Annotated in this window: 6 protein-coding genes; 5 read left to right on the plus strand and 1 reads right to left on the minus strand. The window is 62.9% G+C overall.

From position 1 onward, the window contains the following. The first annotated feature begins 52 nt into the window (after nucleotides 1-52). Nucleotides 53-970 (plus strand): NADP-dependent oxidoreductase, encoded by a 918-nt coding sequence (locus tag EJ070_RS24605; RefSeq protein WP_126093668.1) that lies wholly within the window; start codon nucleotides 53-55, stop codon nucleotides 968-970. A 453-nt stretch (nucleotides 971-1,423) separates the two neighbouring features. Here the strand turns inward: EJ070_RS24605 and EJ070_RS24610 are convergent, their stop codons facing one another. After that, nucleotides 1,424-4,822 carry a TM0106 family RecB-like putative nuclease gene (locus tag EJ070_RS24610; protein WP_126093669.1) on the minus strand — a complete coding sequence of 1,133 codons (3,399 nt, stop codon included), beginning with the start codon at nucleotides 4,820-4,822 and terminating at the stop codon, nucleotides 1,424-1,426. A 303-nt stretch (nucleotides 4,823-5,125) separates the two neighbouring features. On the opposite strand from EJ070_RS24610, the gene EJ070_RS24615 reads away from it, so the two are divergent. The 4 genes from EJ070_RS24615 to EJ070_RS24630 all read left to right on the plus strand — a co-directional run bounded on the left by EJ070_RS24615 (nucleotide 5,126) and on the right by EJ070_RS24630 (nucleotide 12,994). Continuing rightward, a complete protein-coding gene (locus tag EJ070_RS24615) occupies nucleotides 5,126-7,483 on the plus strand; it encodes a TerB N-terminal domain-containing protein (protein WP_126093670.1) in 2,358 nt (785 codons plus the stop codon). Then, nucleotides 7,480-8,799 carry an ATP-binding protein gene (locus EJ070_RS24620; protein ID WP_126093671.1) on the plus strand — a complete coding sequence of 440 codons (1,320 nt, stop codon included), beginning with the start codon at nucleotides 7,480-7,482 and terminating at the stop codon, nucleotides 8,797-8,799. Before EJ070_RS24615 ends, EJ070_RS24620 begins: the two co-directional genes overlap by 4 nt. Next, the gene (locus tag EJ070_RS24625) at nucleotides 8,780-11,002 is read left to right on the plus strand and encodes a DEAD/DEAH box helicase (RefSeq protein ID WP_245464665.1); all 2,223 of its coding nucleotides are present in this window, start codon (nucleotides 8,780-8,782) and stop codon (nucleotides 11,000-11,002) included. Before EJ070_RS24620 ends, EJ070_RS24625 begins: the two co-directional genes overlap by 20 nt. A 270-nt stretch (nucleotides 11,003-11,272) precedes the next feature. Further along, complete coding sequence (locus EJ070_RS24630; protein ID WP_126093673.1) at nucleotides 11,273-12,994, plus strand: hypothetical protein; 1,722 nt, start codon at nucleotides 11,273-11,275, stop codon at nucleotides 12,992-12,994. Nucleotides 12,995-13,004: the final 10 nt, after the last annotated feature.

Below are 13,004 nucleotides of genomic sequence, written 5' to 3' on the forward strand. Positions count from 1 at the left end.
AAAGACCTCCCACGCCTGCAATTCACCTCGAACCAACAAGGAGACAATTCCCATGAAAGCAATCGTTGTGACGGACCAGACTGCGGGAACGGCCGGAATGAAGCTGGTGGTGCGGCCCGAACCACAGGCAGCGATAAACGACGTCGTCGTTCAGGTTCATGCGGCGGGATTCGTCAACACCGAACTGGAGTGGCCTTCGACCTGGGCGGATCGGGCCTTTCGCGACCGGACGCCATCGATCCTCGGCCATGAATTGGCCGGTGTGGTCACCGCGCTTGGCTACGGCACCACGGGGCTGTCGATCGGTCAGCGGGTGTTCGGCCTGTCGGACTGGCATCGCGACGGCACACTTGCCGAGTACGTCGCAATGGAAGCACGCAATCTCGCGCCATTGCCCGGCGATGTCGACTTCGCTGTGGGCGCGAGTCTGCCGATCTCGGGCCTGACCGCATGGCAGGGCCTGTTTCAGCACGGCCGCCTTCAGGCGGGACAGAGCGTGCTGGCGCATGGCGCGGCCGGCGCCGTCGGTTCGGTCGTGACGCAGCTTGCGCGGGAAGCCGGCGCCTATGTCATCGGCACCGGACGCGCCGCCGACCGCCAAAAGGCGCTCGATTTCGGTGCAAATGAATTCGTCGACCTCGGGAACGACACCCTGGAGGATGTCGGCGGTGTCGATCTGGTGTTCGATGTCATCGGCGGCGACATCCAGAAGCGGTCCGCAGCTCTGATCCGGGCCGGAGGAACGCTGGTGACCGTCGTCGGGCCTACCACAGTGAGGCCAGCAGACGGCCTGACAATCGACTTCGTCGTCGAGGCGGATCGCGCCCAACTGAGTGAGATCGTCCAGCGGGTGCGGGACGGACGACTGCGGACGAACATCGGCAAGGTCTCGGCCCTCGACGAGGCCGTCGCAACCTTCAACGCGAGCGAGCGACACGCGGGGAAGACGGTCATCCGCGTTCGTCCGTAAGAACTCGAGGAGAGAGGAACCGCCCTCTCTCCTCGATTATCGTCTACGCGTTTCAGCGGGCTGCGCTGAGCGATATGACGACGCGATTACGACTAGCCCTTCGAAGATCGGCTGCGGCGTAGGCCACCAGAAAACCCGGCGCATGGCGGGGTCACGGCCGAACGGCAGCTTGCAGATCTTTTGGATCCAAGCTGGACGGTCCGGTAACGGCCCCATTTCGGACACTCGCGCAGGGGCGGTCTCCGAGTTTGGGAAATGTTTTCCTAGCCCCTGAGCGCGACTTCAGCCGGTGTCGCATGGCTTGCGGCTCGGCGGGTCGGACAACCGGCTTGTCATGCATACGCAATGTCTCAGAGTTCGTTGTCCGGTTCTGCCTCGGTGGATCGCCGGGCGTCGATGATCCAAGCTGCTATGTCCACTTGCTATGCCTCTCTCTGGCCTTCTATGCCAAGATCAAATCGGCCTTGCGAGCTCCAGATACCGACACATGGCATTTGCCAGCTGCATCTGGCGAGGCGTTCGGCACTCGGCTTGGAAGAGGATCGGAGACGACACCAGGACGCACACGCATTTCGCCCGGGACGTCGCCACATTCAAGCGGTTGAGGCTGTATAGGAACTCCATGCCGCGCGGTGCGTCGGCCGGGCTTGAAGTCGCCGTGGAATAGATGGCGATCGGCGCCTCCTGCCCCTGAAACTTGTCTACCGTACCGACCCGCGCGCCGGGCAGGCGCTTTTGGATCTCGAACACTTGGGCATTGAAGGGCGCGATGATGAGGATGTCGTCGAGCGTGAGCGGACGAACGTTCCCGAGGCGATCCGTCCAGCAAATGCCGGCGGCGGTGACTTCCATCACTAGGCCCGCGATTGCCTCTGCCTCTTCCGCCGAATTGCTCTGATTGCCGCTATGCGCTACGGGCAGCCACCGCAGACCCGCGCCAGACAAGCGTGTCGAGCCACTAATTAGCTGGCCCGCGAGTCCTTGGCGAGGATGGAGTTCCCCCGCGTAGAAAAGCTCGGACGTGAACCTGCAGATGTCGGGGTGCAGCCGCCACGTTTCGTCGAGGAACAGGCCGCGATCCGCCGGAATGGTTTGGGCGCCGTCGAGGATGTGGTCGAGGGCTGACACATCACAGCCGTCAGGGTGGCTGCCCTGAATCGGCTGGTCGAGCTGTTGCGGGTCACCCACGAGGACAAGCGTCTTCGCAGCCTGCGAGACGGCGAGCACGTTCGGGAGGGCCATCTGGGCCGCCTCGTCGACGAAAAGCACGTCGACCGCCTCAAAGGCGTCGGGGTGCGACCAGAGCCATGCCGTTCCTCCTCCGAGGTGTACGCCATGGCCGATCGCCGCGATGAGGTCTTCGCTGCGGCGGGCGATGGTCAGGCGATGGTGTTCTTCTTCTTCCTCGTCGGCCTTGTGACAGCACTGGAGATCGACGCCGAGGCTATCGGCTTCCTCGATGACCTTGTCGATGAGGTTCCGGATGACCTTGTGGCTGTTTGCGGTGATCCCGACCGTCTTGCCCTGCCGCACGAGGGCGCAGATCATTCGAGCCGCCGTGAAGGTTTTTCCAGCGCCCGGCGGTCCCTGGACGGGCAAGACCCCTTCACCGAGATGCCCTGCCAGCCGCAACGCGGCATCCAGCGTGCTCTCGCCGGCCTCCCTGATGAGCTGCCCGCCGACGGGAGGCGGCCGCCTCAACAGAAGATCCCGCGCGGCCTGGTACGGGCCGGGGCCTTCGATCCCGTTCGCCACAACGTGCTCGCCAATGCGGAGGAGCGCCTTCGCAATTACCTCGGCCCCCACGACCTTGTGGGCGAAAACGGCTTGAGGTTGGAGGGTCGCGCTGTCTTGCCGCTTCTTTATGTCGACCGTCCGCTCCTCAAGCGAAATCGCTGCGACTGATCCGAGCTTCTCGCCGCCGCAATTGCGAAGGTCTTCGCCACCGCGCAAGGAAGTCTCCTGCTTCGGGTAACTGTAGCGATGGATGGGCGCCCGAGCCGTTCCGCCGGCTTCCCCGACGAACACAAGCCCCGACAGCCCCGCCCGTTCGTCGAGGAGCTCTTCGGCTGATACGGCCGCAAGGCGAAAGAGCTCCCACCAGGTCGCTTTGGCTTCCCGCCGATGCCAATCCAGCAAGTTGGCAAGCAGCCAACGCGCCTGCTGCTCTTCCGAGCGATCGGCAGGATCCTCAGGGATCCCTTGCAGAAGCTGCTCGATAACGGGAGCGATGCGCGCAAGCCAGGCGGCGACGTTCTCGTTCGGGGCGCCGTCATCCCCGCGTGCGGGCCGTGGGATATCCACGTCGGCGGCGATGAAATCGGCCCGTCGATCCTCCAGCCATGAGCGGAGGGCAGCCGTCGAGAGGCAGTCATCCTCGTTGTAACCTCGCACGGCCACACGGGTTTCCTCGCTGATGGACGTGGCATCGCCGAGCTCGAGATTGGCCTGAAAATTCGTGAGCGCGCTGTTCGCCTCCGGGAGCGGCACTTGCCTTGCGAAGCCATAGAAAGGTTCAAGACGCTTGATGGAGTAGCTCTCGACGCTGGCGCGAATGGCATGGCGAACCACCGAATAGAGGTCGACGAAGAGCTCCGCGCGTAGCATCCGGTCAATTTCGTCTTCTCGCGTGCCGTACCTCCCCATCAAGCGCTTGAGGGCCGCTGGCTCATATGGCGCGTAATGGTAGATGTGCAGGTCCGGATGCATCTCCCAGCGCGCCATAACGAAATCGACGAACCGCTCGAAAGCCTGCCGTTCTTCAGCGCGGCTTAAAGCCCACTCGCCGCGATAGACGCTTTGGCGCTGTTCGTCGCTGAACAGGTAGCCGAAGAGATATTCGAGGCCGTGCTCTCCCACGAATGGATCACCTTCGAGGTCCAGGAAGATGTCGCCGTCCGACGGTTCAGGAAGGCGCGCCAGTCCGAACCCCGGCTCGATCTCAAGCATCTCGAATCTTCGCGTTCCGGTTTCCCGGGCCTCGACCTGTATGCGCGCCTGTTCCCGCACGCGGTGGTAAGAGCCGACCGACCCGCGTTCGGGACGCCAGGGAAGGGGGAGGGGGAGCGCTGCTATGCCCGCCATCGTCGAGGCTCCGTGAAGCGCGAACTCGTTGCTCTGCACTTTCGTGACGCTCGCAATCAGGGAGGGATGGTCGTCCTCTCGCCTCTTGCCATCGCAAGTGTCGTGCCAGCGGCAAATGTCGCAATGAGCGGTCGGGTCGGGATACGTGGCTGGGACATCCTCCTGCTCGAGCGACTGCTCGAACCGACGCTTCGCCTGGCGATAGTAGGCCGCATAGTCGGCGAAGCGGAAAGTCTGCGGCAGGAAATCGGACCACGGGGCGACCACATGCATGTGATCCGGCGCTAGGCCTTGCGCCTGCTCCAGCAGGTCAGAATAGAGGCAGAGCTGGAGCACCGTTCCCGCTTTGGTTTCCCGTGCGAGCTTGGTATCGAGCACCTCGTACGACCAGGAGCCAAAGTTACTCGGCTTCTCCACACGCCGCAGGATGTCGGCTCGACCGCCCCAGCGACCGTGGCGTAGCGCTCCCTGGACGATGACGTCGGTGCCTGCTGCCATAGACCGGAGGGTCGCTGCAACGGCTGCGTCGGAGATATCGACGCCAACGATTCGTGTTGTCTCCAATCCGCTGTCGATCAAATGCTGCACGAAGTTCCGTTCATGCACAGCACCGCGCTCCCGCAGAACTTCCAGTTGCGGGTCCCAGTAGGTTGGCTTTGCGAGCTGTCCCTCCGCAACGGCCCGGTCAAGGACGCTCAGATGATGGCAACTTAGATGGCCTACCAAGTCACTCGCGCTAAGTCGAAGTTCGCCTGCAACCAGCTGCATACCCGCGTCCCCCATTGCTGCTGCGGAGCCTATTTCCATTCCCTGTCGTCAATAAACCCTAGCGGGAGAAACTTTCGCCACGTAGCGGCACACGGAAGCCGCAAGATAATGGGATGCGTGGTACTCGCGTGGTCGCCACGCAGCCCTATTGTCCGGCTCTCTTTTGCGGTGATGACCAAGGAAGGTGCTCTTCGTCATCGAAGTTGTTTGCCGTCGTTAGCAATCTTCATTCGAAGATTGTCCGATACCCGCAGACCATGCCATGATATCGACGTAAAATCCTGAGGGTCCGGGGGGACGACTATGGGCTGGTTCCTGATCGGCGCGGCGTTGGTTGCGTGGCTGATCTATCGGGGAAGCAAGCAAAATCTCGCGGAGGCGACACCACAGAGGTTGCGCCAACCTGCTGCGGAAAGGCTTGCTTCGAAGAACGATCGCGCTGACCCCCCGAAGCAGCCTTGGCAGGACCCTCGATCTCACCCCGACAGGCGCTTCACTGATGGAAGCAACCAGTGGGAACGGCGCCCGGTCACGGCTAGCATGCTCGCAGGCGATAGCGGCCGCCAGCCCAAGCTTCCGGCGAAATGGATAGCTTCTGGAGAAGGCGTTCGGGTGGCCGGAGTCTCAATCAACTCCGGCATGTTCTATCTCGGCGGATCCTTCGCCGGAAAACCCGGTGCAGAAAACTGCCTGGTTGATCCAACTTGTCAGGTCGGCTCCATAAGAGGTGACCCTGAAGGCAACACGTTGCCTTATTGGCCATCATATCATTCGATCTCCCCGGGGGCGCGCCGGACCTACCTCGAATGGCTTGCAGGGGGCAGGAACGATCCTTCGATCGGCATAGGCTACATTTTCATATTCTTCTATGGCCTCGAACGTCGTCTCTTCATCGACGAGGCGAGGAACGAGGCGTCGGCGATGGCAGCGGAGGTCCGGCGCCTTCTCGCGCTCCATGGCGAGAACTACTCCTTTAAGGGCTACGCGTCGAAGTTCCTGGACGTGGCGGATTTGATGGCGAACCCGGACATCTCCCGCCCGGCACTCTCGCCGGATCTGAGGAGCGGCTACGAGATGCCGCTGTCCGTAAGGCTGCATCTCGGACGAAAGCTGGGCTCCAAGCTTCCTTTCGACAGCACCGACGCGCTTCTGTGGGTATTGTCCCTTCCGGACACGCAGCTCCGCACGCCCGCATCCAGATGCTTCGAGGAACTCGCCGAACTGTGGCACGTGCGGTTCGCGTCGCGCTATCCGGACGGGCTGAAGGTCAATTCGCCAAGGACCAAGATCAAAGTCGAATACAGAGCGGCGAGCGGAGGCTTCGGGGGCAGGGTGGACCTGTCGGATAGCGAGCTCGGACCGCTTCCCGATGTCGCTGCCCTTTCCGCGCCAATCGATGGACTGAGAGACCTTCTCAACGCCTGTACCGACGAGCTTGCCGCCTACAGCCGTCTTCTTGGGAAGAAACCTGAGGCAAAGGACACCGTCGAGGCAGCTTTCCTGTTGCCCAAGGAGATCCTGACGTCCGGCTCGGGGACCGGAGCCGCGGCGCTCAAGCGCGTTGACGGTCTTTTTGGCGATCACAGGATCGCAGGGGTCAAGGTGGCGCGACTGGCGCAAGCCCTGGGAATGGAAATCCCGCCCAAGGGAAAACTCGGCGCCGGCCTGTGCAACCAGATCGGCGCCTTGATGGACAAGCTGGATGTCGGGTTCGAGCCGGACCGCAGGTACGGCTCGCGCGGCCTGGAAGCCGACGGCTATATCCTGCTGTTCAAGGCGAAGGAAGGAGCGCCCGTGGACGGCGAGTCCGCCGCCTATGGTGCCGCCAGAGCGATGGTGGAGGTGGCGGCGCTGGCAGCCGTTTCCGACGGAAAGGTCGAGCCCAGCGAATTCGAGTCGATCAAGGCGGACATCCGTTCGTTCCCCGGCGTGGGCGGCGTCGAGCGCGGAAGGCTCATGGCGTACGCCAGCACGCTTCTCAGGGACCCGGCAGCGCAGCAATCCGCCATCAAGAAATTGGGCAACATCGGTGCGGATGCCCGTGCCAGCGTCGTCCGGGCGGCCTTGTCGGCAGTCCTGGCGGATGGCCACGCGGCTCCTGACGAGGTCAAGTTCCTCGAGCGGCTGTACAAGGCGCTCGGCTACCCGGTGGACGATCTGTATTCCGCCCTCCATCGCGGGTCGGTCGCGTTGGACGAGCCCGTCGCCGTCGCTCCGGAGACGCGGGCAACCGGCGTTCCGATCCCCGCGCAGCCTCCTGCATCCCCCTCGGGCGGTGTCAGGATAGATCATGGTCGCCTGGAGCGGATCAAATCGGAGACCTCGGCCGTGTCGGAGCTTCTCGCGGGCATCTTCATCGAAGAGGAGCCGACAGCCTCTCCGCCTCAGGTCAGGGAACCTGTAGCTTCGGAAGGGAAGTTCGCCGGTCTCGATGGCGCTCATGCCACGTTGCTGAGCCTTCTGGCCGAGAGCGGCGGACTTGACCGGCAGGCGTTCGAAGACGAGGCACGGAAGCTTCGGCTGTTGCCTGACGGAGCGATCGAAACGATAAACGAATGGGGCTTCGACAGGTTCGACGAACCATTAGTCGATGGCGACGAACGCGTTTCGGTCGCCGAGCATCTCAGGGACAAACTGCAACAGGTGAGGGTGGAAGCATGACGGCTTCGACGACTATCAAGACGCGGGATCGCGACGCCATTCTGCAGGCGCTCGCCGCCGGGGTCGTCCCCAAGACGGGACTTCGTCATGTGCAGGTGGGCCGCGCGGCCGAGGTGGGGGCTCTGGTCCGCGATATCGACCGCATCTGCGATGGCGGAGCCGCGATCCGTTTCGTGATCGGAGAATATGGGGCAGGCAAGACGTTCTTCCTCAACCTCGTGCGCCTGGTTGCACTCGAGCGCAAATGCGTCACGATCCATGCCGACCTCGCGCCGGACCGCAGGATTCATGCGACGGCAGGCCAGGCGAGGGGACTCTATGCCGAAGCCGTCAGAAACATGGCGACGCGGACCCGGCCCGACGGCGGCGCACTGCCGAGCGTGGTCGAGCGCTTCGTGACGGACTGCATCCAGGAGGCGGGACAAGCGAGTGTACCTGTCGAGCGCATCATCGACCAGCGTCTCGCGCACCTGCAGGAACACGTCGGCGGCTATGACTACGCGACGGTGCTGAAGGCCTACTGGAAAGGAGGCGAGGAGGGCGACGAGGTCCTCAAGGCCTCGGCCCTCCGGTGGCTGCGAGGAGAGTACTCCACGAAGACAGAGGCGCGCCAGGCGCTTGGCGTCCGCAACATCATCGATGACGACAACGTCTATGATTCCCTCAAGCTGCTGGCAGCGTTCGTGAAGCTTGCAGGATACGCTGGACTGTTCGTCGTCTTCGACGAAATGGTGAACCTGTACAAGCTTCAGAGCGCCCAGGCTCGCAACCAGAATTTCGAGCAGGTCCTGCGCATGCTCAACGATGTGCTTCAGGGCAATTTCGGCGGCTTCGGTTTCGCGTTCGGCGGCACGCCGGAGTTCCTCATGGACACCCGCCGGGGCCTTTACAGCTACTCCGCCCTGCAGTCCCGCCTTTCCGAGAATGCGTTTGCGACGAGCGGCCTGGTCGATCTTTCCGGTCCGGTGCTGCGCCTCCAAAGCCTCACGCCCGAGGACCTTCTGATCCTTCTTTCAAATATCCGAGGCGTGTTTGCCTCCGGCGACCCGGCCAAGAATCTCGTTCCGGACGAAGCCCTTCCAGCGTTCATGGAGCATTGCAACAAGCACGTCGGCGACGCCTACTTCAGGACGCCGCGGAACACGATAAAGGCGTTCGTGCAGTTTCTGGCAATCCTTGAGCAGAATCCTGGAACCGAATGGGCGAGCCTGGTGGGCGGCGTCGATATCGCGCCGGATGCCGAAAGCTCTTCGGCGGACGAGAGCGAGGGCGAAACCGCGGGTGGGGATGAGGATCTTGCCACCGTCAGGCTCTGAAGCGCCCTCCGGATTCGACAGGCTTCACGAAACGATCCGGCGCTGGATCTGGGAGCGTAAGTGGGAGGAACTCCGCGATGTCCAGGACAAGGCGATCGCCGCGATCCTGGGCGGCGGGAACGACGTCCTGATCGCGGCCGCCACGGCGGCTGGGAAAACGGAAGCCGCCTTCTTGCCAATCCTGACGAAAGTGGCGGCGCGGACGGAGCCGGGAGTGTCGGTGCTCTACGTGAGCCCGCTCAAGGCGTTGATCAACGACCAGTTCCGGCGCCTGGACGACCTCTGCGAGCGAATGGAGATCGATGTCGTCCGATGGCATGGGGATGCGCCGCAAGGTGCCAAGCAGCGGACGAGACGCGATCCGCGCGGCGTGGTCCTGATAACTCCGGAATCCATTGAGGCGATGCTCCTGCGTCGTCCTGGCGATGCGAGGAGGATGCTGGGCACGTTGGACTTCATCGTCATCGATGAACTGCATGCCTTTCTGAGCGGGCCGCGCGGCCTCCACCTGGCGACCTTGCTGCGGCGGCTCGATGCCTTGTCCGTGGAACCAGCAAGGAGGATCGGGCTGTCGGCCACGATAGGCGACCTGTCCGTTGCCGCCGGCTGGCTGAACCCGGCATCGCCATCGTCCGTTTCGATCGTGGAGTCCTCGGCCGACGCTCCTGAGCTAAGGCTCCAGGTGCGGGCGTACGCGGATGGCGAGGACGCCGAAGAGATCGACGGGCTGGAGGCGGAGGAGAAGCCAGTCGCGCTCGACTTCATCGCCGACCATATGTTCGCGACGCTTCGCGGAGCGAACAACCTTGTATTCGCCGGGTCGCGTAGGCGCGTGGAAGCCCTGGCGGACAGATTGCGGACGCGATCCGAGAATGGCGGTGTTCCGAACGAGTTCTTTCCCCATCATGGCAGCCTCTCGAAGGAATTGCGCGAGGAGCTCGAAGACAGGCTGAAGCAGTCCAACCTGCCCACGACGGCGGTCGCGACGACGACGCTGGAACTCGGCATCGATATCGGATCGATCAAGTCCGTGGCCCAGGTCGGGGCGCCGCGATCCCTCGCGTCGCTTCGCCAACGTCTGGGACGCAGCGGCCGGCGGCGCGGCGTTCCTGCAATCCTTCGCATGTACGTGCGGGAACGAAATCTCGGACAGGATTCCGACCCACTCGATCATCTGAGGCTGGAGACGGTACGTGCAGTTGCCGCCGTGCGCCTGCTCGTCGCGAAGTTCGTCGAGCCACCTTCCGTCGTCGACGCCGTTGCGACGGTTGCGCTTCACCAGACGCTCTCCGTGATCGCACAGGAGGGCGGGCTGCGCGCTGATCGCCTTTTCGAGACGATATGCTCGGGCGGTCCGCTTTCCGTTTTGGGAAAGGGCGACTATGTCGATCTGCTGCGCGGCATGGCTTCGGCGGACAATCGGCTGCTGGAGCAGGCGCCTGATGGTACCGTCATGCTCGGTGAAATCGGGGAGCGGCTTACGGCTGGCCGTGACTTCTATGCCGTGTTTTCGACGGACGAGGAGTGGCGGATCGTCTGCGGCGGGCGAACGCTTGGCGCCATCCCGATCTCGAACCCGGTCGCTGTTGGAGTGGTGATCGCGTTCGCCGGGCAGCGCTGGCGCATCGCATCGGTGGACGACCGCAGCAAGGTGCTCGAGGTCGAGCGGCATCGGTCCGGAAAGATTCCTCAGTTCGACAACGTGATGAGCGAACCCGTCCACGACAGGCTATCGGCCGAGATGCGGGCGGTGCTGGAAGGTGACGACGTTCCAGCGTATCTCGACATGGCCGCCGCCGACTTCCTGCGCCAGGGGAGGGAAGCCTATCTGGAGCTCGGATTGCGGCAGACCCGATTCCTGCCGGCAGGGAACGATACGCACGTCCTGACCTGGAGAGGTACTGAAGCCAATGCCGTTCTCGCCTTCACGCTGGTTTCGGCAGGTCTTGAATGCGCGCCGCACGAAGTGGGCGTGACAGTTCTGGAGACTACGCCTGAAGAAGCCGAAGCGGTCCTTCGCCAGGTAGCCGAGCGCCCACCAGATATTCAGTCCGTTTCGGAGTTCGTCGAGAACCTCGAGACGGCGAGGTTCGACGGAATGGTCCCTGAGCCACTTTTGAGAAGGCTATGGGCCAAGGCGCGCGCGAACATAGGGAAAGAGATCGGGGCGGTCGCGGGAGGATTGTTCGATCAGCACGGCTGAATTCGGCCGTTGCAGAAAGAAACCCCAGCCTCGATCGCGAGCAATCGCATTAGGAAGCGTGGCGCCATGTCGGGGATGGAGCGAGGTAGCAGCGAAGAAATTGTGGGCGCTCGGCGGGAGACTCCGATCACCCTTGCCGAATTGGTGTCTTGCACAGCGGACGGCAAGCGACTTGTCGCGGAACTCATCGACACAGGTTTGCCAGTCCATATCGATGATGTTGAATCAGGTCTTGCATGCCGATGCGTTTGCTCTGGTTGTGGTAGGCGCGTGATCGCGCACAAGGGACCCTATAGGCGACATTTCCAGCATGCGGCCGAAGCGGATGGGGCGACCTGCAGTTCCGCAGGCGAGACTGCGCTCCACAAGTTCGCCAAGGAGACACTTCAACGGGCACTCAAGTTGCGACTAGAGGGCCTGACGGAGAGCGATGGCCGGCACTCAGTTGTAGTGGTGAAGGAACAAGAGTTCGAGTTCGACGACGCCGTGCTCGAAAAGCGGGAAGGTGACATCGTCCCTGACGTGGTCTGCCGGAAAGGAGACCGCATTCTCTATGTCGAGTTCAAGGTCACGCACGGTTGCGACTCGGAGAAGCTGGAGAAACTCAGGCGCCTGGGCGTGGGTGCGATTGAGATCGATCTTTCCCGTTACCGGGACTGCCCGCTGGCGGAGCTCGGGAACGCAATCCTGACTGAAGCGCCACGGGTCTGGCTCCACAATCCAAAGATTCCAGCTGCCAGGAACCGACTGGCGGAACTTGAGCGCGAGAGACTGGCCGCCATTGATGAAAAGGCGCGTGAGCTGCTTGCAAAGCTACCGACGTTGCCGGGTCCGGCCAGCACGGTGGGGGCGTGGGAGGAGGCCGCAGCCCTGCGTGGCCTGGCGGACGCCGTTTCCCCGGGGCGGCGGGCTATCGGATTCGCCGTGAGGGAACAGGAGTGGAAGTCCTTAGTCCTTCTGCAGTTCGGCCTGGTCGCGGAGAATGGCTTCACCGTCAAGGAAGCCTATGCGGCTATCAAGAAAGAAGGCTGGGTCGCGCGTCCTTTGGCATTCGTGAGCGACGAGGTCGCTGACGGACTGCGTCGCGTGGCCGGCGACATCGTGACTCCTTGGGAGGCATTGGCCGAATTCATTGAGAAGATGAAGAAGGCCGGCATGCTTATGGTGTCGGGTCCAGGTCGCAGGCTCCACGGCGGGCGGTTGCTCCGCACGACGATACGCTTCGCGATCGAGACAAGGGAACGTCCGGCCCGGCGGACAGAGGAATTGAATCAGCTCGTCGACCGAATCCTCCTGCGCGTCAGGAAGGCCCACAAGGAAAATTTCGATTTCCGCACCTGGCTCACCTCGGACATCGGCGACGGGACAATCCCGGCTGCCACCGTCGCTTCCGAAACCGAGGACAGCTTCGATCTGCTGGTGGAGAGACTCTCCACACTGAGCAAGGGCATGTCCTCGTACCCGCCTCACGTGCCAGACGGCATGACATTGGGACTTCCGGTGCTCGACGAGGTTGCCGACAGGGAGAAGTCGCGGCGCGAATCCGAAGATCGCAGGGACCGGGAAGCGGCCGAGACGGTTAAACGGGAGGCTGACGACAGGGAGTCGAGGTTGCTTAGGCCAGCAACGGCCGCGATGGGTGCGGAAGCGGCCGGAGGATGGATGGATCTCCCCCGGGACGATCTCCAGGGGGTGTCGCCCAGGGCGATGGCGCGCCGATCCGAGGCTGACTTCTGGAAAGCCGTCGATGCACTCGACCGTTGGCGCGAAGCCCAACGGATTGAAATCGAGCGCGAGGAACTCAAGGCGGATTCCTTGGCGAAGCTTCGCAAGGCTGCCCGCGCCGACTTCAAGAGGGACGACTACGCCGACCTTTGGGTGCGGCAGCCCCACAAAGGCTTGAGCGGCACAAAGCCGGAAGAGTATTGCGTGGACGATGCTACGCTGGCTGCCTGCCTAGCTCTGTTGCCGGGTTCTCTTAGGCGCCGATGACCGCGACGGT

Origin of the sequence: Mesorhizobium sp. M1E.F.Ca.ET.045.02.1.1, assembly GCF_003952485.1 — a bacterium.
In the GTDB taxonomy this organism is placed as follows: Bacteria; Pseudomonadota; Alphaproteobacteria; order Rhizobiales; family Rhizobiaceae; genus Mesorhizobium.

Bases quoted from the DNA above. Each gene is read 5' to 3' on its own strand.
- EJ070_RS24605 (WP_126093668.1), top strand. From the start codon at position 53: ATGAAAGCAATCGTTGTGACGGACCAGACTGCGGGAACGGCCGGAATG.
- EJ070_RS24610 (WP_126093669.1), bottom strand. From the start codon at position 4,822: ATGCAGCTGGTTGCAGGCGAACTTCGACTTAGCGCGAGTGACTTGGTA.
- EJ070_RS24615 (WP_126093670.1), top strand. From the start codon at position 5,126: ATGGGCTGGTTCCTGATCGGCGCGGCGTTGGTTGCGTGGCTGATCTAT.
- EJ070_RS24620 (WP_126093671.1), top strand. From the start codon at position 7,480: ATGACGGCTTCGACGACTATCAAGACGCGGGATCGCGACGCCATTCTG.